This is a genomic window from Microbacterium oleivorans, assembly GCF_023715745.1.
Taxonomy (GTDB): domain Bacteria; phylum Actinomycetota; class Actinomycetes; order Actinomycetales; family Microbacteriaceae; genus Microbacterium; species Microbacterium oleivorans_D.
In genome coordinates, this window is the sequence record NZ_JAMBOV010000002.1 from 401152 (window position 1) to 423998 (window position 22847).

General features: G+C 71.9%; 13 protein-coding genes. 2 read left to right on the forward strand and 11 right to left on the reverse strand.

The annotated features are described in order from the left end of the window. Nucleotides 1-39: 39 nt before the first annotated feature. Genes M3190_RS15515 through M3190_RS06775 form a run of 7 tightly spaced genes read right to left on the reverse strand, consistent with a single transcriptional unit; the run spans nucleotide 40 to nucleotide 14761 of the window. Nucleotides 40-2529: a transglutaminase domain-containing protein gene (locus M3190_RS15515; protein WP_251579922.1), complete on the reverse strand. Its 2490-nt coding sequence runs from the start codon at nucleotides 2527-2529 to the stop codon at nucleotides 40-42. Then, a complete protein-coding gene (locus M3190_RS15520; RefSeq protein ID WP_251579924.1) occupies nucleotides 2526-3875 on the reverse strand; it encodes a DUF58 domain-containing protein in 1350 nt (449 codons plus the stop codon). Before M3190_RS15520 ends, M3190_RS15515 begins: the two co-directional genes overlap by 4 nt. Further along, on the reverse strand, nucleotides 3872-4864 hold the full coding sequence (locus tag M3190_RS06755; protein ID WP_251579926.1) for an AAA family ATPase: 993 nt from the start codon (nucleotides 4862-4864) through the stop codon (nucleotides 3872-3874). The genes M3190_RS15520 and M3190_RS06755 overlap by 4 nt, the downstream gene beginning before the upstream one ends. 32 nt (nucleotides 4865-4896) lie before the next feature. Further along, a complete protein-coding gene (locus M3190_RS06760) occupies nucleotides 4897-10875 on the reverse strand; it encodes an Ig-like domain-containing protein (protein WP_251579934.1) in 5979 nt (1992 codons plus the stop codon). Further along, the gene (locus tag M3190_RS06765) at nucleotides 10876-12030 is read right to left on the reverse strand and encodes a serine/threonine-protein kinase (protein ID WP_285875919.1); all 1155 of its coding nucleotides are present in this window, start codon (nucleotides 12028-12030) and stop codon (nucleotides 10876-10878) included. After that, nucleotides 12027-13130 carry an FHA domain-containing protein gene (locus tag M3190_RS06770; protein ID WP_251579943.1) on the reverse strand — a complete coding sequence of 368 codons (1104 nt, stop codon included), beginning with the start codon at nucleotides 13128-13130 and terminating at the stop codon, nucleotides 12027-12029. The genes M3190_RS06765 and M3190_RS06770 overlap by 4 nt, the downstream gene beginning before the upstream one ends. A gap of 26 nt (nucleotides 13131-13156) precedes the next feature. After that, a complete protein-coding gene (locus M3190_RS06775; RefSeq protein WP_251579951.1) occupies nucleotides 13157-14761 on the reverse strand; it encodes a dolichyl-phosphate-mannose--protein mannosyltransferase in 1605 nt (534 codons plus the stop codon). Nucleotides 14762-14784: 23 nt separating this feature from the next. Between M3190_RS06775 and rsmI the strand changes: the two genes are divergently transcribed. Further along, nucleotides 14785-15615: a 16S rRNA (cytidine(1402)-2'-O)-methyltransferase gene (gene rsmI, locus M3190_RS06780; protein ID WP_251579953.1), complete on the forward strand. Its 831-nt coding sequence runs from the start codon at nucleotides 14785-14787 to the stop codon at nucleotides 15613-15615. Here rsmI and M3190_RS06785 read toward each other — a convergent pair. From M3190_RS06785 to M3190_RS06800, 4 genes are all read right to left on the reverse strand, one after another. Beyond that, a complete protein-coding gene (locus M3190_RS06785) occupies nucleotides 15605-16540 on the reverse strand; it encodes a sugar ABC transporter permease (protein WP_251579955.1) in 936 nt (311 codons plus the stop codon). The genes rsmI and M3190_RS06785 overlap by 11 nt on opposite strands. Then, nucleotides 16540-18147, reverse strand: a complete 1608-nt coding sequence (locus M3190_RS06790; protein ID WP_251579957.1) for an ABC transporter permease subunit — start codon at nucleotides 18145-18147, stop codon at nucleotides 16540-16542. Before M3190_RS06790 ends, M3190_RS06785 begins: the two co-directional genes overlap by 1 nt. Nucleotides 18148-18214: 67 nt before the next feature. Then, complete coding sequence (locus tag M3190_RS06795) at nucleotides 18215-19459, reverse strand: sugar ABC transporter substrate-binding protein (RefSeq protein WP_251579959.1); 1245 nt, start codon at nucleotides 19457-19459, stop codon at nucleotides 18215-18217. Between the two features lie 142 nt (nucleotides 19460-19601). Beyond that, on the reverse strand, nucleotides 19602-21623 hold the full coding sequence (locus tag M3190_RS06800; RefSeq protein WP_251579962.1) for a beta-galactosidase: 2022 nt from the start codon (nucleotides 21621-21623) through the stop codon (nucleotides 19602-19604). 185 nt (nucleotides 21624-21808) lie between these two features. On the opposite strand from M3190_RS06800, the gene M3190_RS06805 reads away from it, so the two are divergent. Beyond that, on the forward strand, nucleotides 21809-22822 hold the full coding sequence (locus tag M3190_RS06805; RefSeq protein WP_251579965.1) for a LacI family DNA-binding transcriptional regulator: 1014 nt from the start codon (nucleotides 21809-21811) through the stop codon (nucleotides 22820-22822). The last annotated feature ends 25 nt before the right edge of the window (nucleotides 22823-22847 follow it).

The following is a 22847-nucleotide window of genomic DNA, read 5'->3' on the forward strand; positions in this document are numbered from 1 at the left end:
TCCTCCGTCATCGATTCCGTCGATCCCGCACCGCACACCCTATCGGCGCCCCGCGCGTCGGCGCGGCACCAGGGAGCGCAGCGACAGCCGCGCCCGCAGCCGCGCCCACCAGCCCTTCTCCGCGGCGAAGCGCGCGCGCTCGGCGGCCACGATCCGCCAGAACTCGTCGTTCTCGGCCGCGCTCGGTGGAGCGACGTCGAAGGCGGACCGGTCCGCCCAGGTCGCCAGACGCACACCGGCCGCGTCCTCAGCGCCGCCGGCGAACAGGCGCGCCAGCTCCCGACGCGTCAGGTGCGCGGGCGCCGTGTAGCCGTGGTCGACCGCCGTGTCGACGTACTCCTCCCACCCGCCGGTGAACCGCGCCGCGACGTCGCCGCGCCGTCGGCCACGGCGGCGGAGGGCCTTGACGGTCAGGATCGTCACGAGGGGGCCGACGAGCACGACGAGCGCGAGGAGCGAGACGCCGCCGATCCGCAGCGCGGTCCACAGCGCCGTCAGATCGGCCTCCTGCGGGGTGGACTCGGGTTCGCTGCGCTCGCCGTCGGCGGGCGAGGCGTCGGCGGGGAGCACGGGCTCGGCCTCGTCCCGGCGCACCTGTGTCGGGTTCTCGGGGTCGCGGCGCTGCTCGAGATCAGGGGAGGGGAAGCTCTCGTGTTGGGGGGTCACGTCGGCGGGGACCCATCGCCCGGCCGCATCCGCCACCTCGACCCAGGCCGCGAGATCGCCGCCGCGGCAGACACCGTCCTCGCACACGGGCAGTCCCTCGGGGGAGGCGAGTCGGGTTCCGACCACGACGCGGGCGTCGAACCCGAGCTGGTCGGCGATGAGCATGGCCGCGACGGCGAACTGCTCGTCGTCGCCGACGGCGGCCACGAGGTCGGCGTCGGAGCCGTCCGGCGAGCTCGACTCACGCTCGATCAGCTGCGTGAAGAGCGCGCCGATGCGATCGGTGGAGTGGCCGGCGCGGGATGGCTGGAATCCCGCCTCCCCGAGGTCTCGCAACCAGGCCGGCGCATCGCCGCCCGGAAGGAGCAGCGCGTGGCTGAGATACCCCCGGCTCCGAAGTCGGTCGAGAAGCGTGTCGAGCGCCGCGCCGCCGGTTCCCGCGTTCTGCGTGTCCATCCACTCGGTCAGCGAGGCGGGCACGACCTCGGCGGGCAGGGCGGGGCCGCTGCGTGACGGGGTGAGGGATGCCACCGGCTCGGCCTCCGCCGGAACCGACGCCACCAGGCGGTACGCGTCCCCGTCGGCGGGGGCCGGATCAGCGATGTCGATCGCGGCGCCCGTCGCGGCGTTGAGGAAGAAGCCGTCCGCGAGCTCGGCCGCCCGGGAGCCCTCGAACGACACGGCGCGCAGGTCGCCGACCGTGGGCACCCAGATTCCCGTGCCCGCCTGGATGCGGACGGACACCGCGACCTCGCCGGGCGCGTCGGCATCGAGTCGGGACGGGACGCGGGTGAAGGCCGTCGCCGGATCGGTGAGACCGGCGTCCGGGGCGACCGCGCGCACCGTGCGTCCGTCGTAGAAGGGAAGCGTGGCGACGCGCACCCGGTCGACGCCCTGCGCGGGCGAGACCGTGAACAGCGCCTCGTCGTACCGGTCGTCGTCGAAGGACGCCCGGTACGACGCGAGCGGGCTCGGCGCACGCTCGAGTTCGAGCACCGGCTCGACGACGCTGCGCGCCACCTCGCGCGGCCGGTCCGCCAGCGCCCATGGCCCCCACAGCGCGGCGACAGCGGTGGCGGCGATCACCATCCCCGTCGCGGTCGTCACACGTGCGGTGAGGCCACGGCGACGACCGCGCGGACCTCGCGCCACCCCCGAGGCCGCGGCCGCGGTGGCCAGTGCCCGCCGGCGATCGTGGTCGGACCGCCACACCACCGCGACGAGGGCGGCCAGGACGGCGCCGACTCCGACGAGGGTCTCGGGCTGGACGGCGAGGGTGCCCAGGCGCAGCGGAGCGGACAGGGCGCGCGCGCCGAAGGCGACTCCGAAGGCGGTGGGGAGGAGGGCGACGAGGACCGCCGGCATCCACCATCTCCTGGCTCGCCAGGTGATCGACAGTGCGGCGACGGTGCAGCCGACGAAGACGAGGAGGGCAGGAGCGAGGGTCGCCTGGTACGAACCCAGCGGGAGTTCGAGGGTGAGCAGGTCCTTCCAGCCGGTCACGGGGGCTGTCGCGACGTCCACCAGCGCGCGCAGGGCGGCGTCGGGGGAGGCGAGCGAGCCCGTGGCGGCGACCGGGACACCGATGGCGACGTAGACGGCGAGGGTGGCGAGGGCGACCCACCACGCCGACCAGCGCCACCGCGTGCCGAGGGCGGCGACGAGGTGACCGGCCGCGATCCCGGCGGTGAGCACGATGATCAGCGCAGTGCTGCGGTAGATCGGCCACGTGGCGACGGCGCCGACGGCGAGGACGAGATCGAGCACGAGCGCCTGGCCGAGCAGGAAGCCCGCACCCGACGGTGCCTGTGGGGGCCGACGAGCCGTCCGCCGAGCGCTCTGCTGCTCGATCGCGGCGCTCACGACTGGGCGCCCTTCGCGAGGAGGTGGCGGAGGTCCTCGAGCAGTCCGATGGAGACGACCGCCATGCTCCCGAGCCGCCGGATGCCCGGCTCCGCCGTCGGTGCGCAGACCAGGGCGACGACGGCCACCTCCGTCCCGAAGGCGAGCGCGGCGCTCTGCAGCTGCGACGGCGTGAGGGAGGATCCGCAGACGAGGAAGGCGATCGAGGCATCCGCGTGGCGCGCAGCCGAGAGGGACGCGACCTCGCGGAGGGGGCTCGGATTCACACCGCGGTCGATCCCGGCGAGGTCGTCGAGCAGGGTCCGTGTCGAGATCGTCGTGAGCGTGCGGAAGGTCCGCATCCGGCCGCGGGCGAACTCCGGGATCTCGGCACCGGCGACGACGTCGACGTCGCGTCCGTCGCGGATGCCGCGCACCCCGATGGACGCAGCGGCGCTGACCGCGAGCTCGAACTCGTCGTCGTCGGCGAACTCGTCCTGTCCGCGCGCCAGCACCAGGATCATGCGGGAGCGGCGGGTCTCCTCGTATTGGCGCACCATCATCGCGCCGGTCTTGGCGGTCGACTTCCAGTGCACCTGACGGGGGGAGTCGCCCGGGACATAGGGGCGGAGCGCGTGGAACGAGAAGTCGGCGTCGACGATCGTCCGGGACGGGCTGCCCTCGAGATCGCGGATGAGGCCGCTGGCGGTGCTCCGCAGCGGCGTCGTCACGGGGTGCACGTACAGCGTGTGGGTCTCCTGCCACGTCGCCTCGCGGGTGAGGATGCCGAGAGGATCTCCTCGGACCGTGCGGGCGGGACCGACGGTCACGATGCCGCGCCGCCGTGCGGGGATGGCGACCGTCTCGGCGATCTCGTGCCGTGGCCGCAGGAGCGGGACGTGGACGTCCACGAGGCCGTCGCCCACCGGGAGGTCGACCCGTCCGGGCAGCGCCGTACGGCGTCCGATGTTCGTGACGACGAGTCGCCCCTCGACGGTGGTCCCCGCGACGACACGGTCGTGCGCGAGGCGCAGTGCGACCTCGTACGCGCGGGCGCCGAACAGGAACGGGACCGACAGCAGGAGCAGGATCCCCGCCGCCGCGCCCGCGACGGCGAACTCGAGGAGGCCGAAGGTCACGCCCCCCACGAGGCCGACTGCCGCGACCGCGACGACGACCCAGCCCGCGGGCGACACCGTGTCGGCCACGGAGCGCACGATGCCGGTGACCGCTCCCCGCAGCCGGCGCCATCCCTGCAGACCGCGGACGGCGAGCACCGTGGTGCTCCGCTCGGCCACGAAGCCCGTGCGGATGTGCCCGGTCGCCGCCGACGTCCGGGTGAGGCGCGACTCCGTGGAAGAGCTCACACGTTCTCTCGCTGACCGCGCTCCGCGGTGCGCTCCTGCTGCGTGGGGGGCACGACGTCGAGCAGGACCTGACCGACGACCGCCTCCGCCGTGACGCCGTCGAACTCCGCCTCGGGATCGAGGATCAGTCGGTGTGCCAGCACAGGGACGGCCAGCGCCTTCACGTCGTCAGGGGTCACATAGGTACGCCGGTGCGCGAGCGCCCAGGTGCGGGCGGCCTTCGTCAACGCGAGCGCTCCGCGCACGCTGACACCCAGGCGCACCTCCCGTGCCAGGCGGGTCGCCTCGACGATGCGGGCGATGTAGTCGAGCACGAGCGGGCCCAGGTGAGCGCCGCGCGCGATGTCGGCCATGCTCACGACCCCCTGCGGGGTGATGACGGGGCCGACCTCGCGCGGGCCGTCGCCGGAGCCGTCGAGGATGCGGATCGTGGCCGCACGGTCGGGGTAGCCGAGCGACGTCTTCATCAGGAAGCGGTCCAGCTGAGCCTCGGGCAGGCGGTAGGTGCCGGCCTGCTCGACCGGATTCTGGGTGGCCACGACCAGGAAGGGGACACCCACGCCGCGCGTGATGCCGTCGACGGTGACGTGACCCTCCTCCATGACCTCCAGGAGAGCGGACTGGGTCTTCGGCGACGCGCGGTTGATCTCGTCCGCCAGCACGACGTTCGCGAAGATCGGACCCTGATGGAACTCGAACTCACCGCGCCGCTGGTCGTAGACGGTGATGCCGGTGACGTCGCCCGGCAGGAGATCGGGCGTGAACTGGATGCGGGAGCTCGTCCCCTGGACCGAACGGCCCATCGCACGAGCGAGCGAGGTCTTGCCGGTGCCGGGGTAGTCCTCCAGGAGCAGGTGCCCCTCGGAGACCATCGCCGTGAACGCGAGCTCGATGACGTGCCGCTTGCCGAGCACCACCTGTTCGACGTTGTCCACGAGCTTGGTGAAGGTGTCGGCGAACCAGGCGCCCTGCTCCGGGGTGATCGTCATCGTGGTCCTCTCGGATCGCTCGGCGGGGAGGGTCATGGTCCCTCCGCGCCGGGCGGCGTGGTCTCGGTCGGGTCCGGATCATCTGTGGGGTCCGGACCCGGGGCGGGGGGAGGCTCGGTCGGCGGCGGGATCTGCTCGCAGTCGACGCCGACGGTCACCGGATCGAGTTCGCGGAGCGCGCCGGTCCATCCGATCGTGTACTCCACTCGCTGCACTCCGGATGCACCCTCGGTGACATCCTTGCGGACGGATGCCACATCGGCGCCGATCCCACTCGGGAACCAGTCGGGAGCCGCCTCGTCGGAGCGGCACGACGGCAGGTCGTTCGTCGAGACGAACACGGGCCAGTCGGCGCTCCCGCGGGCGGGGACGATCGGGGTCGGATCGGAGCACTCGACCTCGATGCCCACGAAGGTGTCGCACCACTGGGCGCTCCACTGATCGTCCGGCTCGTTGACACGGGGGGCGAAGGCGTCGACCACCTGGCCGTTCCGGAGGTATCGCAGCCGCGCGTCGTCGAAGGGCGGTCGTCCCGGATCGCTGTGCGCGCTCGCCGCGTAGGTGAACCCGGATCCCTGGTCCCCGGTCGGTGCGGCGGACACGGTGTACGTGAGTTGAGCCGGCGCGCTGACGCTCCCCGTGGGACGGGCGGTGATCTCGCCGGCCGTGACGCCGAAGCCGTCTCGTCCCTGATAGGTGCTCGTGACGCAGACGTAGACGGTCTTCGAGCGGAAGGCCTCGGCGGCGAACGTCCGGCGGGACTCGCGGGTGTCGGGCGTGCACTGCGCCGCGGACTGCTCGCTGTACCCGAACAGCGGCTCGGTGCCTTCGCTCTCCGCCGTGACCTGTACCGAGACGGTCATGGAGTCGGAGGTCGTCGACTGCGACAGCGACACGTTCGGCGCACCCACGCCGTGGGCCTGCAGCTCGAGCGAGCGCCCCTCGCTCGAGCCGCCTGCGACCCGCGGCAGCTCGAACTCCGTGAGCGGTGTCGCCGTGAGGCTCTTCGCATCGTTGGCGCCGACGAGATAGCCGGTGAAGACAGCCACGCCGTTCCGCACCGATTGCGTCGCGCTGCCCGCGACCCCTCCGGCGAGGCGGACGCTGCCGGTCGTGTCGTCGAGACCGGTCACCGTGACTGTGGCACGTCCGCCGTCGCGCCCGTTCGGCACCGGCTCGAAGCTCGCGCCCGTCGGTCGGGAGGGTGGCCGGTAGGCCCACGCCTCGGTGCGGGCGGTGCCACGGGAGGCGCCGACCCCGTTCACCGCACGCGCCTCGTACACGCGCTGCTCGCCGACGGGGGCGGAGATCGGTTCGCATCTGCCCGACGCGGGGCACGAGGCGACCTCGCGCCCGTTCAGCGTGATGCGGTAGCCCTCGACAGCGGGGTAGGAGGCGGTGTCCGATGTGACCCGGAGCGACACCGAGTCATCCGTGTAGGCCGTCCACTCCAGCCGCGTCGGGTCGGCGGGCAGCCCTCGCAGGTCGAGGATCACCGAGCCGTTGCGGTCGCCACTGGACTGGCGGCCCTGGGCGTCCTCGACGACGAACGTCCCCGCGCAGCGCGCGGCACCCTCGGCATCCGACCGCCAACTGGCGCGCACCGCGCGATCGCCCGCCGGCGCGAAGCTGACCCCCGCACAGGTGCCCGAGCTCGCAGCGGCTACGACCCGGAGCGGGGTGCCGGGCAGTGGGTTGACCTCGCCGTCGGCGCCGATCACCTCGATCGTGCAGGAGGAGCTGCCGTCGGATTGCGAGCAGGTCTGCACCGCCGACCCTCCGCGCGGGAGGGCGGACGGCGACGGCCCGACGGTGAGGACGAGCCCCGCGGGACTCGCATCGGGGTGGCTCGGGAGGGAGATCCTCACCTGCTCCTCGCGGCCGGGACGCGCCTCGTCGAGAGCCGTCACCGCGACGAGGGCACCGTCCGCGGCAACCTCGAACTGGTCACCGGAGTAGTCGACGTCGAAGACGAGTGCGTCCTCGTCGGCGACACCGGCCCAGCGCACCATCCGCGTCAGGTCGTAGGTCTGCGTCTGCCCGGGACGGACGCCGAGCGAGGCGCTGCGCAACGACGGCTGCGGGATCTCCGCCTCGACCTCGACGGGGAGCGTCAGGTAGGTCGGCTGCTGCTGCCCGGCGACCCGTGCGGCGACGATGCAGGAGTCCGACCACGGGGCGCCGCGCCCGGCGGTGTAGCGCACCACAGTGCCCGACACGACGCGGCATGACGCATCGGCGCGGGCACCGCCGGCCTTGGCGCCGTCGCGGTCCACGACCAGGACGGCGTCGTCCGGCAGGGCGACGAGATCCGCGACGTCCGCATCGACGCTCTCACCCTCGCGCACGCGGAGCGGGTCGAGGCCCGCGCGGAGGGCGACGCGCACGTCGTCGGTGCCCGGGACGCGCAGGAACCCGTAGGTCGTCACGTCGGTGCCGTCGTAGGCCGTCCCGCTCACGGCGAAGGGGATGAGCCGCGTGCGCTCGGGGAGCGGACCCGAGATCCGCCAGCCCGACACGCGGAGGTCGCTCGGGTCGCCCCACAGGCGCAGGCTCAGGCCGGCCGGATCGCCTGCGGTCCACGACACGCGGCCGCTGAGGACGTCCACTCCGCCCGTGAACCCGTCCCGGTCCTCGATCGAGAGCACCGTGTCGGCGATGACGGGATGATCGGGGACGGGATCGCGCACGACCTTCACCACGAGGAGCCCGATCGCGGTGTCGCCGTCCGCGTTGGAGACCTCGTACGTGTAGGAGAAGGTCCCGAGCGCGGTGCCGGCGACGACGGTGACCGCGCCGTCGTCGGCCACGGTGATGCGGTCGGCCAGTGCCGCGTATTCGGGACCGTCCTCCGGAGCGTTCGGTGTGACGCCGGTGAGTTCGAGGGGGCTGTCGAACGGATCGACGTCGTTGTCGGTGGGCCGCACCACGACCGTGCTGTCCATGCCCGCCTGCACCTGGACGTAGTCGCTGAAGGTGACGGGGCTCGGGTCGCTCTGTCGGGCGATCACCCCGACGCGCACCTCGGCGGTGCCCGTGCGACCCCGGGCATCCTTCACCCGGTATTCGAACCGCACTTGGCCGGTCGCACCCTCGCGGCTCGTGTAGACGATCGACTGACCGTCCGCGGAGATCGTCGCCGACCCGTCGGCGGGCTGGGTGGTGATGGCGTCGAGGGAGACGTCGTCGCCGTCGGGATCGACGCCGTATCTGTCGAAGCCGATCGTGACCGACTGGCCCGCGACCACGCGACCGACGAGCGCGCGGGGGACCGGATCGCGGTTCTCGTCGCCCCCGGTGACGGTGACCGTGACGCGGGCGGTGTCGACGATGTCGGGGAATCCGAGCCGGTAGACCGTGTACGTCAGGGCGTACGTGCCCGCCTCGCGCGGCGCCAGATACCGCAGCATCCGCCCCGAGGCGAAGGCGAGACCGCCGCCGGTCTCGTTCACGATCGACGACGGGTCGATCGCGATGAGGGCGCCCGCGGGTGCGTGGTCGTTGTCGAGGACGGGGATGTCGACCTGCGTCCCGCCGCGTACGGTGACCGTGTCGTCGACGGCGATCGGCCGCTCCGCCGATCCGGTCGGCAGCAGGATGACGGTGACCTCGCCCTCCGCGAGGGGTGCCGAGCCCTCGCGGCCGTCGGTGAGCCGGTAGCGCACGACACCGAGACGGCCCGGTTCGCCGTCGTCGGTGGTCCCGCTGACACGGAGGAGGCTCTGCCCGACGAGGTCGACGGCGAGAGAGGCCGTCGGATCGCTGTCGGGTCGGATGTCCTTGAGCAGCAGGACGACACCGGCCGGGTTCGAGGCCGCCGAGGCGACGTCGATCGTCGTGTCCTCACCCGGGCGCACGAAGGCGGTCAGAGGGGGTGTGGTCACGACCGCGTCGGCGGGATCGCGGACCGTGATGCGGGCGATGGCGGATGCCTCACCGACCCCGTCGCGCACGGAGTACTGCACGACGTACGAGCCGGCCTCCCGGGCGTCGAAGGTCATGCGCAGCGTCGCGGGGTTCGGCGTGACCGTCGTCCGCTCCGTGTCGAGGGCGACGAGGGAGCCGATGGTGAGTGCGCCGGCCGCGCCGGTGACGTGAGGGGCCAGGTCGATGTCGAGCGGCTCGCCGACGACCCCTGTCGCCGCGAAGGACTCGGCGTGGAGATCGGGTGAGGGGGTGACCCGTACCGTGACCGCCTGGGCCGCTGTCGCGCCGCGCGCGTCGGAGACGACGACCGAGACCGGGATGCTCGCAGCCTCCGTCGCGTTCGGATCCGGGTGCCGGTACGTGAACTCGCCCTCCGGCGAGGTGGTCGCGGTGCCGACCGAGGGCGCCCCGTCGATCCCGGCGAGGTACACGGGGTCGCCGTCGGGGTCGACCCAGCCGCGCAGCAGGTCGGCCGAGACGGTGCCGCCGGGGGCGACGGACAGCGCGGGCCACGTGGCGAGGCATCCATCGACTCCGCACCAGACCGGCGCCGCGTTGTCCTCCTCGGGCACGACGCGCAGGGTCACGGTCGCGTACTCGGAGAGTCGTCCGCCGGTGGACGTGCCGTCGGTGATGCGATAGCGGAAGGTCGTCGTCCCAGTCGCCTCCGGGGCGACGCTGAAGGAGATCTGCTGCTCCGCGCTCGTGACCGAGGCGGTGCCGAACGCGCTGTCGACGCCCTCGATCCCGCCGACGTCGATGCTCAGGACGTCCTCGTTGGGGTCGTGGTCGTTCAGGAGCACGGGGAGGAGGGCGACCGATCCCGCCCGCACACCGAAGTCGTCGTCGACGGCGACGGGTGGCTTCGGGTCGAGGACGCGCTCGACCGGATCGTCGTTCTGCGGCGCGGCCTCGCTCGTGTCCTCGACCCGCCACTGCTGCGACGACGGGATGAGCGCACCGTCGGGGACGCGCCACACCCAGCCCGACGCACGATCGTTCAGCGCCATCCGCGAGCCGTTGCCGATGAACACGGGATCGACCGCGTCGCCGATGTCGGCGCCCGCATAGTCCAACGACGTCGTCTCGGACGGCCGGCTGCTCGACCAGAGCGTGCCCGCTCCCGCACCGTCGCCGAGCCACGCTGCGTGGACGGTTCCGCCCGACGCCACGGGGACGGCGGGCGTCCCGAGACCGGGGGAGTCGAGGACCCGCTCTGCATCTCCCGCATCGAGCGGGATCCGCGTGATGCCGCCGGGGTCGGCGATCACGACGCCGGTCCCGCCCGTCGCGGCCCGCTGGAGGACGGCACCGCTGACCGGTTCCGACGCGACGACGTCGTCCCGATCCTCGACGGCGACGTCGCCGGTCGCGACGTCGTAGAGCACCCAGCGGCCGCCGACGGCGCTCAGCTGCGCGTCGACGGGTGAGATGGGCGTCGGGTCCTGGGCGAGGATGCGGCCGGTCGCCGCGTCGGCGCGCACGATGACGCTCTCAGCCGCCGAATAGGCGTACGCGACACCGTCGGCGTCGACCGCGACGGCGGATGCCGCGAAGCTCGGAGCCTGTTCGCCGGGCTCCCGTTCGACCTCGGCATACGGGTCGATCGGCGATGCCGCCCCGTCGCCGGACAGTGTCGCACCGAAGACCCCGCCGCCTTCGGTGCGGTAGACGATCGCGTCGCCGGCGGAGACGATCTCGATGGTGCCGGCCGGAGTCGGCGACGAGGCGTCCTCGTCGTCCCCGGTGAGGTCGGCGGGCTGGGCGAGGTCGACGTCGGAGAAGGTCGACCCGCCCTCGCTGAACACGAACAGACGGTCGGCGGTCTGGGCGACCTGTGTCGCATTGACCACCTGCTTGACCGTGTCGACCTCGCGGAGATCGAGGTTCACGCGGGCGTAGCCGCTGCCGGCTCCGGTCTGAAGCGCCCAGACGGTCGGGTCCTCGACGGGCGTCTGCTGCGCGTCGTAGCCCGGCCAGACGACGGCGAGCGTCCCGACCACCGCGACGATCGCGGCGACGGCACCGGCGCCGATCCAGGTCGAACGGCGGACGGGAGGGCGGTCGTCGGGCGGGCGCGCCATTCAGCCGGCTCCGCCGAGGAGGAAGAACGTCGTCGCGGCGCCCGCACCGGCGAGCACGACGCCGCCGACGACCATCGCGATCACGGTGCCCCGCCGCATCCGCTCGGCCGGCTCGGCACCCGCCAGCACCGTGCCCTCGTCGGGCCGCCGCGGCGGCGTCCGACGCCGGCGTTCCGGGCGCGCCGTGGCGCGGGTGACGGAGGAGCGGACGGGCCCGCGCGGGCGGTCGTCGCCGAAGTCCACGTGGGCTCCCGCCGAGGCCCACTCGTCGACGGCCACCTCCAGCGGGGTGTGCGGCAGTCCCATGCGGTGCTGGACGAGCTGCAGGTCGTGCGCGAGAGCGGCGGCTGAGGGGTGGCGCGCGGCAGGGTCGCGGCTGAGCGCGCGCGCCAGCACGGCGTCGAGTTCCGGCGGCACGTCCGCGCGACCGACGGGGGTGTAGACCGCCTTCCGGATGCGCGCCTTCAACTGGTCGCGCGTGTTCTGTCCGCGTCCGGGACGCTCGAACGGGCTGCGTCCCGCCAGCAGGGAGTAGACCGTGGCGCCCAGGCTCCACACCTCGGCCGCGATGGACCCCGAGACCCGCTCGTCGACGATCTCGGGCGCCGACCACGGCACCGACATGGCGAAGACCTCCTCGGCCTCGGGCCTGCCGTCGACGGCGGCGGCGATGCCGAAGTCGGACAGCACGGGCGACCCGAATGCCGTCACCAGGATGTTCGAGGGTTTGATGTCCCGGTGGAGCAGACCGGCGCGATGCGCGGTCTCGAGCGCTGAGCCGATCTTGACTCCGAGCTGCAGGACCTCGGACACCGGGATCTCCTCGCGACGGTACCGGTGGGTCAGCGAGGTCGGGCAGTACTCCATGACGAGGTACGGTCTGCCGTCGGCCGAGACGGACGCCTCGTGGATCGTGAGGATCGAGGGGTGCGCGCTCAGACGCGCCATGACGTCGGCCTCAGCGTTGAACATCCGCAGCACGTTCTCATCGACGACGTCCTCCAGCAGGACCTTCACCGCGACGGGCCGTCGCGGCAGGTTCTGCTCGAACAGGAAGACGTCCGCGAATCCGCCGGCGCCCAACGGTCGGACGTAGGTGAAGCCCGAGATCCCGGGCGGTGTCGAGGGGAGTCTGCTGGACACGCGGCCCGTCATCCCGCCGTCAGCGGCCCGGCGGTGTCGAACACGGCGGTCACACCGTCACCCAGGTCGAGTTCGGTTCCGAGGGGCACGCGTGAGGCCGCACCGCCGCGCAGGAGCGCCGCTGCGCCGGTCGGCGGACGCACGATCGTGCCGTTCGTCGAGTCGAGGTCTCGCACCACCAGGGTGTCGCCGTCGAGGACGGCCTCGAGGTGCGTCCCCGAGATCTCCTTGCGCGGCGACGGTACCGGCTCGATGCGGGCCCCCGGGTGGCGCGCGGGCCGCGGGCTGCGGCCGAGGACGACGGGGCGGTCGAGCGGCACCGTGCGGCCACCGGGCAGGCGCAGGGCGTAGCCCGTCGGGGCGGATCCGCGCCGCGAGGCGTACAGCGTCCGGTCGTCGGGTGCCTCCGTCGCTGCGGCGTCCTCGCGGAGGAAATCGGGGAGCTCGAGCTCCTCGTCGTCCCCGAACGGACGCGCGAACAGACTGCGGTCGACCGAGATGGTCTGCAGGACGTCGATCTCCTCGCCGCGGACCGGGGCGGGCGCGGGAGGCGACACGGGCGGCGTCACCGTCGGGATCGCGACGGTCACGGGCGCCGCGGTCCCCGGGGGCGCATCGCCCTCGGCGGCCGGCGTGACGTCCGCCGAGGGCTCGCGCCCGGCGGGGAAGGGACGTCCCCACGACAGTTCGTCGGCGCGCGTCACGCCGAGCCCGAGGGGCAGGAGGTCGCCGCCGGCGGGTTCTGCTCCGAGGGCCAGACGGATGCCGACGGCGCCCGCCAGCGCCGTCTCGATCCACGTCCGCGCATCGGCGCCGGAGACCCGCGTGCGGTCGGAGGTCTCGACGACCGCACGGCCGCGCACGGCGACGCGCACGGCATCGGATCCGTCGTCGGGGAATTCGGCCACGGCGAAGTCGGGGAGGTCATGGATCCCGCCGGCGACGAGGACGCTCAGCACGTCCTCGAGCACGGCGGTCTCGGCCGCGGCGGCGTTCCACAACCGGGCGATCACGCCCTCACCCACGCCGGAGCCGAGCAGGATCGCGAAGCGGTCGCCGGCGATGGCGTACCCGGCCTCGGCGGCGAGCGTCGGGGTGGGATAGCGGAACACGCCCCCAGCCTACTGACGGGTCGTCCTCAGACCCATCCCGTCAGCCAGTTGTGCAGCCAGTAGAACTCCCACGGCACCCGGATCGCCGACCAGAGCGGGTACCAGAACGCGGAGACGGCGAGGATCACTCCGAGGATCACGAGTACCGTGCGGCGCCCGGCCGCTCGACGGTGGGGGTCGGCGTGCCGTGAGCCCGCGATCGCCCGCAGCGCGAACGTCAGCGCGAGGATCAGGAAGGGGAGGATCAGCACGGTGTAGAACTGGAAGATCGTCCGGCTCGGGTAGAACAGCCACGGCACGTAGGTTGCGGCGACGCCCGCGAGGACGACGGCGGCGCGCCAGTCCCGCGTGCGCACCCCGTAGACGGCGAGCCACAGCACGGCGAGGACACCGAGCCACCAGAGCAGCGGGTTCGGCATGGAGTAGAGGATCTCGATGCAGCCGCGCGCGCTCGCGCAGCCGCCCACGCCGTCGGCCGTGCTGTTCGCGTACATCGACGTCGGCCGCAGCAGGAGCGGCCATTGCCAGGCGGGGCTCGCGTAGGGGTGGGACGAGGTGATCTCCGCCGTCGCCGTGTAGATCGTCTGGTGGTAGTGCCACAGGTTCTGCAGGGGCAGCGGCACCCATGACCAGAATCCGCGCGCGGGGTCCGCATCGACGGAGTGTCGCTCGTAGCCGCCGTCGGTGGTGAGCCACGTGGTCCAGGCGGCGATGTAGACAAGGACCGCCACCGGCACGAGGAGCACGAAGGATGCGACGCCCTGGCGCACGGCATCCGCCGGCCAGAAGTGGATGCCGAGGCGTCGCCGCGCGAGCGCGTCGCTCACCACCGTGTAGAGCCCGAGGGCGGCGAGCACCCAGGCGCCCGACCACTTCACCCCGCACGCCGCCCCGCCGGCGATCCCCGCGGCCACCAGCCACGGGCGTCCCCAGAGCACCGGTCCCCACCAGGCGGCGCGACCGGCCGCATCCCGTCTGAGCATCGCCTCGGCCAGACGGTCGAGATGACGACGGCGGTCGATGAGGAAGAACCAGACCGACAGGAGCACGAAGAACGTGAGGAGGACGTCGAGGATCGCCACCCGGCTCATCACGATGGCGAGACCGTCGATCGCCATCAGACCTGCGGCGACCGAGCTGAAGAGCACCGATCGGGTCAGCTGCCACGCGATCAGATAGAGGACGAGGACCGCCAGCGTCCCCGCCAGGGCGACGGCGACGCGCCATCCGAACGAGGAGGTCGGGCCGAACAGGGCCATTCCCGCCCCGATGAGGAGCTTGCCGAGGGGTGGATGCACGACGAAGCTCGGCGCGTCGGTGTAGATGTCCGTCTCGCCGTCGGTGAACCGGCCGTCGGCATCCTCGGGCCAGGTGGACGCGTAGCCCAGGTTCCACTGACTCCAGGCATCCTTCACGTAGTACGTCTCGTCGAAGACGATGGCGTGGGGGTGCCCGAGGTTCCAGAACCGCAGGATGCCGGCGAGCAGTGTGATCGCCAGCGGCGCGATCCAGGCGAGACGGCGACCGAGCACCGCGTCGACGGCGAGGCGCCGCCGCGCGGTGTCGAGACGGGCGCTCAGGGGCTGCCGCGCGGGAACCGCGGGCAGCAGCGGTTCCGCGGTCGAGCTCACGGCGACCAGCCTATGCTGGGGCGGTGCTGATCCTCGCCGCGACCCCGATCGGAAATCTGGGTGACGCGACCGGGCGGCTGCGCACCGCACTCGAGCAGGCGACCGTCGTCGCCGCCGAGGACACCCGCACCACGCAGCGGCTGCTGCAAGCACTCGGGATCGACAATCGGCCGCGTCTGATCGCCCTGCACGACCACAACGAGAAGCAGCGCGCCGCGGAGCTCGTCGCGCTCGCCGCGAGCGAGGACGTGCTGCTGCTCAGCGACGCGGGGATGCCGACGGTCAGCGACCCCGGCTACGCGGTCGTCGCCGCCGCCGTGGAGCAGGGCGTCGACGTCACGGCGCTGCCCGGTCCGAGCGCGGTCATCACGGCGCTGGCCCTGGCGGGGCTGCCGACCGACCGGTTCACCTTCGAGGGATTCGCGCCGCGCAAAGCGGGGGAGCGCCGGGCGGTGTTCGGCGCGCTCGCGTCCGAGGCGCGCACGATGGTCTTCTTCGAGGCGCCGTCTCGCCTGGCCGACACCCTCACGGCGATGGAACAGGCTTTCGGGTCCGGGCGTCGCGCGGCGGTCTGCCGCGAGCTGACGAAGCTCCACGAGGAGGTCGTGCGCGCTCCGCTGGGGGAGCTCGCGGAGTGGGCTCGGCAGGGCGTGCGCGGCGAGATCGTCGTCGTCGTCGAGGGCGCGAGCGTCCGAGCGGTGAGCGAGGATGACGCGCTCGCGCAGGTGCAGGCGCTCGTCGCGTCGGGGATGCGGTTGAAGGATGCCGCCGGCGAGGTCTCGCGGGAGACCGGACTCCCCTCGCGAGACCTCTACCGTGCCGCGGTCGCGGCGAAGAAGCCGCTCAGCCCTTGACGGAGCCCGCGGTCAGACCTCCCACGATGTAGCGCTGCAGCGACAGGAACAGCGCCAGCACCGGCACCGAGGCGAGGATCGCCCCCGCGGCGAAGAGCCCCCAGTTGCTCGCGAGCTGGTTCGACACCCACTGGAACATCCCGACCGCGAGCGTCCAGTTGTCCTCCGAGACGAGCACGATCTTGGCGATGATGTAGTCGCCGAAGGCCGCGATGAACGCGAGCAGCCCGACGACGGCGAGGATCGGCGTCACGAGCGGCATGATGAGGCGCCAGAAGATCTGCGCGTGGGTCGCGCCGTCGATCTTCGCCGACTCGTCGATCTCCATCGGGATCGTGTTGAAGAACCCGTACATGAGGAAGGTGTTCACCCCGAGCGCACCGCCGAGGTAGACGCAGATGAGCGCGATCTTGGAGTTCAGCCCGAGCGCCGGGAACACCTCGCCGAGGGTGAGCAGCATGAGGAAGATCGCGACGAAGGCGAGCGCCTGCGGGAACATCTGCACGATGAGCAGCGCCGTGAGGCTCACGCGTCGACCCGCGAAACGGAACCGCGAGAACGCGTAGGCGGCCGCCGCCCCCATGAGGACGGCTCCCGCGGCCGATGCGCCGCCGACCAGCAGGGTGTTGCCGTACCAGGCCCAGTAGCTCGTGCCGCCGAGGGCGGTGTAGTTGCCGATGTCGACGACGGAGAAGAGGGCATTCGCCGCCGACAGGGTCCCGTTCGGATTGAACGACGCCGACAACACGTAGACGAGCGGGAACATCGCGTAGAAGAGGATGCCGGCGGCGACGAGGTACTTCCAGCCGACCTCCAGCACCCAGCGCTTGCGCTGCGCGGGGCGCAGCGTCGCCGGACGAGCGGGGCGGGCGGATCCGGTCGTGATCGTCGCGGTGTTCGCGGCGGCGGGGGAGGGAGCGGACATCACTGGTACTCCTCGAGCTTCTTGGTCTGACGGAAGGCGATCGCCGACACGACGCCGACGACGAGGAACACGAGGATCGACAGGGCGCTCGCGAGGCCGTAGTCGGCCGCGCCGCCGGAGACACCCGAGATGTCGTAGATCGCGGAGATGAGGATGTCGGTGTACCCGAGCGCGTACGGCGCGCCGGGGATCGCCGGCCCGCCGTTGTTGAACATGTAGATGATCGTGAAGTTGTTGAAGCTGAACGCGAAGGACGAGATCAGCAGCGGCGCCGTCGAGACGAGCACGAGCGGCAGGATGATCGCGCGCAGCTGACGGAACCGGCCCGCCCCGTCGATCGAGGCCGCTTCCAGCGCATCCTGCGGAAGTGCCTGCAGGGCGCCCGTGCAGACGAGGAAGTAGTACGGGTAGGTCAGCCAGACGTTCACGAAGAGGACGGCCCCTCGGGCGAGCCACGGGTCGCCGAGCCAGTCGATGTTCGCGCCGCCGAAGAAGAACTCGTTGATGACACCGAACTCCGCGTTGAACATGCCGCGGAACAGCAGTGCCGACATGAAGGCCGGGAACGCGTAGGGGAGGATGAACAGCGTCCGCAGGACCTTGCGTCCCCGCACGCGGGGATCGTTGAAGATCAGGGCGAATACGAGACCTATCGCGAAGGGGATGAGGACCGAGAGGACGGCCCACGCGAAGGTCCAGCCCGTCACGAGACCGAGGGGTTCGAGGATCGCCGGGTTCGTGAACAGTTCGACGAAGTTCGCGAAGCCGACGTTGACGACCCAGCCGGTCGGGAGGGCGGTTCCGTCGTCGGCGACGAAGTTGCCGGTGGGGGTCGCGTGGTAGACGAGGCCCGTCGCGCTGTCGGTGATGGTCTGCGTCTCGGCATCCCACGTCATCGTCGACAGGTAGACCGCGCCGCTCGACCCGTCGCGCGTGCGGATCGATCCCTCGTTGGGGTCGTCGGACACCGGCACGCGCAGGTCGATGACCGCCTGCTGCGTCGCCTGGTCGCCGATGATCTGGTTGCGCGGGACGACGTTCCAGCCCGGCACCTGGGTGGCAGCGCCGGATGCCGGGGCGGGGCCGACGGCGCTCAGCGGCTCGTCGGCGGATCCCGCCAGGACCTGGCCGTCCTCGACGACGGCGAAGCCGAGCTCGCCGCCGCGCTCGACGACGGTGAGAGGAAGGGTCGGAGCGCCTTCGACACGGCGCTCGCCCTGCGCGAGCGAGGCGGCGACGGCCTGCTCCTGCGAGCCGATGTGGCCCGCGCCGTAGTTCGTGAAGGCGATGTAGCCGGTGTACAGGAAGATGAAGACCTGGAAGACCAGGAGGAACGACAGTCCCGGGAGCAGGTACTTCAGGGGCAGCGCGCGCTTCGTGAAGTACACGACGTCGGCGGCGAGCAGCAGCGCGACGGCGACGCCGAAGACGATCCAGGACTCCGCCTGGAATGCGGCGACGATGCCGAGCAGTCCGACCGCGTTCACGAGGCCCATGAGGACCAGCTTGACCAGGAACCCCCAGCCGGGCCCGGACCAGCGTCTGGCGTGCGACTCGGCCGGCGCGGGCGCCTCTTCCGGCAGGGTGGGGCTCTGCAGAGCCGTCATGTCGTCTCCCTCTCGAGGAAAATGGTGCCCGGGGGCGGGGGCGATGCGCCCCGCCCCCGGACGACTGTCAGCCGATCGTCGCCTCGAGGTCGGAGACCATCTTGGTCCACGTCCCCGCCGGGTCGGCGCCCTTGATGATCTGCACCTGGGCGGCGTTCCAGAGGTCCCAGACCGAGCCCATCTGCGGGATGTTCGGCATCGGCACACCGTTCTGCGACGACGCGACGAAGCCGGCGATCACGGGGTCGGAGGAGACCTCCTCCGCGAGCTCGGACCACGCCGGGATGCGCGGGTCGGCCTCGTACAGAGCCTTCTGCGCGTCGTAGGTGGCGAGGTACTTCGTCAGGAACTCCTGCGCGACGAGCGCGTTCTTGCTCTCCGAGGAGATGTAGAAGCCCTGCACGCCCACGAACGGCGAAGCCGTCTCGCCGCCGGCGGACGGGATCGGGTTGACCTTGATGTTCGCGCCCTGCGCCGTGAGCGTCTCGACGGCCCAGGGGCCCTGGATCGTGTACGCGGCCTTGCCGGAGGCGAAGAGCTCGTTGTTGGTGTCGTAGTCGATCGTGGTCGAGATCTCGCCCGAGCCCTTCTCGCCGTGCTCGCCGAGCCAGGTCGCGAACGCAGTGCCGGCGTCGCCGCCCATGCCGACCTCGCTCGTGTACGAGCCGGAGTCGTCCTGGACGAAGACCGGCGCACCGAAGGACGTCTGCAGGCCGTACATCGTGTAGGCGTCACCGGTCTGGCCCGCCGTGTTGATGACGAACGGCCGCTCCGCGCCGGACTCGGTGCCCGCGGCGATCATGTCGTCGAACGTCGCCGGTGCGTCCTCGCCGACGAGATCCGTGTTCTGGATGAGCGCGATCGTCTCGAGCGAGTACGGCAGCGCGTAGGTCTGACCGTCGTAGGTGAACGCGTCGGTGGCCACCTTCTCGAAGTCGGATGCCGACTCGCCCAGGTCGACCGTCGAGACGACACCGGCCTGGACGAGGCTGCCGAGCCAGTCGTGCGCGCCGATCGTGATGTCCGGGCCCTCGCCGGTGGGCACCTGGTTGGTGAAGTCGTTGCGGATGTCCTCGAAGTTCTTCTGGACGAGCTCGATCTTCGCGCCGGTCTCGTCCTCGAACGTCTTCGCGGCCGCCTCGATCGCCGGCTTGCGGTTCTCGTCGGTCCAGACGGTGAGGGTGACGCCGCTGGCATCGATCGGAGCCTCGGACTCCGCCGGGGCGGGGGTCGTGCCGGTGCCGCTCGCGCAGCCGGCGAGCAGGAGGGAGCCCGCCGCCAGTGCGGCGAGGCCGATACCCATCTTGCGCATGGATCTTCCTTCCGGATGTGGTCGGTCGGGCGGCCTCTGGCGAGGTCGCGCCGTCACGACCGGGGTGTGATCGTCGTGGCCGGGTGGCCACGACGGCTTCTCTCTCAGTGCGGTCGACGGTGTCCCGTCGTGGGGCGATCGGTCATCGATCGCCCCGTGGAGCTGTGTGCGCCACGCGGACGACGGCGACGTCGCCCCCGGGGAGCACCAGCGTGTCCCGGACATCGGCCTGCGTGAGCAGATCCGTGCCGGAGGTCGTGAGCGACACCTCGTCGGTGCCGTGGTTGATCGCCACGAGGTAGTCCGCCGCGTCACCGCGCCGGAGGATCGTCTCGACGCCGTCGGGCGTCGGCGGCAGGTCGATGCCGGCGTCCGCGTAGACCTCGCGCATGATCGCGCGCAGGCCCTCGGCATCCGGTCGCGTGCTGATGTACCAGCCGACACCTTCGCCGTGCACGTTCCGCGTGACGGCGGGCCGCCCCTCGGCGGGACCGTCGCTGTACACGGCGCGCACATCGGCGCCCGTCACCACGAGGTCCTCCTGCCAGACGTCGGCGGCGAAGCGCTCGTCGCCGAGTGCGATCCCCGCAACGTCCCCCTGGCGCAAGGGCAGGTGCTCCTCGACGCGGACTCCGAGCGCGTCCTGCAGCGGCGCGCCGTACCCACCGGGGTGGACGGCGTCGTTCTCGTCGACGACCGCCGAGAAGAAGGACACGACGAGCGTGCCGCCGCGCGCGACGTAGGCCGTGAGGTTCGCGGCATCCGCTGCGGACAGCAGGTACTGCGACGGGACCACGACGAGGCGGTAGGGCGAGAGGTCGTGGCCGGGGAGGGCGAAGTCGACCGTGATGTCGTCGCGCCAGAGTCGCTCGTAGAAGGCGCGGATGCGCTCGTCGTGGCTGACGTCCTCGGAGGGGCGCCACTCGAGGTCCTGCGCCCAGAAGGACTCGAAGTCCCACAGGACCGCGACCTCGGCCTCGACGCGTGATCCCTGCACCTCGGAGAGCCGGCCGAGCTTCGCGCCGAGGTCGACGACCTCGCGGAAGACGCGCGATGCGGTGCCCGCGTGGGGGAGCATCGCGGAGTGGAACTTCTCCGCGCCCGACCGTCCCGCCCGCCACTGGAAGAAGAGGATGCCGTCGGCCCCGCGTCCGAAGTGGCTGAGGGAGTTGCGCGCCATCTCGCCGGGGCGCTTCGCGACGTTCCGCGGCTGCCAGTTGACGGCCGAGGTCGAGTGCTCCATGAGGATCCAGGGCTTCCCGCCCCCGACCGACCGCGAGAGGTCCGCGGCGATCGCGAGTCCGATCTCGCCCTCCTCGTCGGCCGCCCACAGGTAGTGGTCGTCCGAGACCACGTCGACCTCGTCGGCCCAGGCCCAGAGGTCGACGCCGTGGTGCTGGTTCGCCATGAAGTTCGTCGTGATGGGCTGGGACGCGTGCGCGCGGATCGCGGCCTTCTCGATGCGGAAGCACTCGCGGAGCATGGCGTCGGTGAACCGCGCCCAGTCGAGCTTCTGCGCCGGGTTGATCGTCGAGGGGGCCGCGGCGGGGGCCCCGACGTGGTCCCACTCCTCGTAGTGCTGTCCCCAGAAAGCCGTTCCCCAGGCGGCGTTGAGGCCCGCGATCGAGCCGTACTTCTCCTCGAGCCAGCGCCTCCAGGCGCGGACCGCGTGAGGCGAGAAGTCCTCGCCCACGGGGACGCCGTACTCGTTGTGGATGTGCCACAGGACGACGGCGGGGTGGTCGCCGTACCGCTCGGCGAGGGCGCTGGCGATGCGGGCGATCGCGGCGCGGTACTCGGGCGCCGAGTGCGACACCATGCCGCGAGCGCCGAAGCCCATCGATACGCCGTCCTTGGTCACGGCGCGGGCGTCGGGATACTGCGCGAAGAACCAGGCCGGGGGAGAGGCCGTGGGCGTGCCGAGGTCGACGGCGATGCCGTTCGCGTGGAGCAGGGCGATGACGTCGTCGAGCCAGCCGAAGTCGAACTCGCCCTCACGGACCTCGAGGAGGCCCCACGAGAAGATCCCGATGCTGACGAGGTTCACCCCCGCCTCGCGCATCAGACGCACGTCCTCGTCCCAGACCTCGCGCGGCCACTGCTCCGGGTTGTAGTCACCGCCGTAGGCGATGCCCTCCAGTCGCGGCCAAGCGGGGCTCGTCATGCTGCGGTGCCATCCTCATCGATCGGGCGGTGTCGCGGTGCCGCGCCCTGGAGAGGGCTGGGACCGGTAACAGGTTCGATCGGAGTCTATTGCGGATGCCGTGCGTCACCCGGCTCCTGTTATCGAACTGTGACCGGTCCCAGACCGCGTCGGGGCCTGTGCCGAGTCGGGTATAGAGTCAGCGCGTGGTCCTCCCCTCCGAGCGCAGACGTCCCACCATCCGGGACGTCGCAGAGGTCGCCGGCGTCTCCCATGGCACCGTCTCGCGCGTGATCAACGGCGGTCGGTGGGTGTCGGAAGCCTCCCGCGTCGCCGTCGAGGCGGCGATCCAGGCGACCGGCTACACCGTCAGCCACGCCGCGCGTGCGCTGGCGACCGGCCGGGCGAACTCGGTCGCGTTCCTCCTCACCGAGCCGCAGCACCTGCTGTTCGCCGATCCCACGTTCGCGCTCCTGCTGCGCGGGGCGACCGAGGCGCTCGCGGCTCGCGACACGACGCTGGTCCTCCTCATCGCCGAGCACCCCTCGCAGTACGCGAACATCGAGCGCTACGTCCGGGCCGGTCACGTCGACGGCGTCCTGCTCATCTCGTCCCACGAGTCCAATCCGCTGCTGGCCGCCCTCACCGGTGCAGGGGTGCCCACCGTGTGCACCGGCGTCCCGCTCGGCGACCGCGCGCACGTGCCTACGGTCTCCGTCGACGAGGAGGGCTCCGCGCGGGAGATGACCCGACATCTGCTCGACCGCGGCTACCAGCGCATCGCGATCATCACCGGTCCCGACGACACCCCGGGCGGGAGGTACCGCCTCATCGGGTTCCGCGACGAGATGGGCGACCGCTTCGACCCCGCGCTCGTCGAGCAGGACGTCTACTCCAGCGAGGCGGGCGAGGCGGCGATGACCCGCCTGCTCCAGCGGGCGCCCGACATCGACGCCGTGTTCGCGGCATCCGACATCATGGCGGTCGGAGCGATCGCCGCGCTCCGCCGCGCGGGTCGTCGCGTCCCCGAGGACGTCGCGGTGGCGGGATTCGACGACTCCGGCCTCGCCGCGACGACCGATCCGCCCCTCACGACCATGCGACAGCCGTGGTCGGAGATCTCGCGACGGATGGTGGAGGTCCTGCTCGAGGTCATCGACGGCGGCCCGGGAGAGTCGATCGTGCTCCCCACGACACTCGTCCCGCGCGCGAGCGCCTGAGCCGTCATGAACGGCGTCGCCCGCG

What these genes read in the sequence shown, in the direction of transcription:
- M3190_RS06790 (WP_251579957.1), bottom strand. Translation starts at nt 18,147, where the DNA reads ATGACGGCTCTGCAGAGCCCCACCCTGCCGGAAGAGGCGCCCGCGCCG.
- M3190_RS06765 (WP_285875919.1), bottom strand. Translation starts at nt 12,030, where the DNA reads ATGACGGGCCGCGTGTCCAGCAGACTCCCCTCGACACCGCCCGGGATC.
- M3190_RS06755 (WP_251579926.1), bottom strand. Translation starts at nt 4,864, where the DNA reads ATGACGATCACCCCGGAGCAGGGCGCCTGGTTCGCCGACACCTTCACC.
- M3190_RS06795 (WP_251579959.1), bottom strand. Translation starts at nt 19,459, where the DNA reads ATGCGCAAGATGGGTATCGGCCTCGCCGCACTGGCGGCGGGCTCCCTC.
- M3190_RS06760 (WP_251579934.1), bottom strand. Translation starts at nt 10,875, where the DNA reads ATGGCGCGCCCGCCCGACGACCGCCCTCCCGTCCGCCGTTCGACCTGG.
- M3190_RS06785 (WP_251579955.1), bottom strand. Translation starts at nt 16,540, where the DNA reads ATGTCCGCTCCCTCCCCCGCCGCCGCGAACACCGCGACGATCACGACC.
- M3190_RS06800 (WP_251579962.1), bottom strand. Translation starts at nt 21,623, where the DNA reads ATGACGAGCCCCGCTTGGCCGCGACTGGAGGGCATCGCCTACGGCGGT.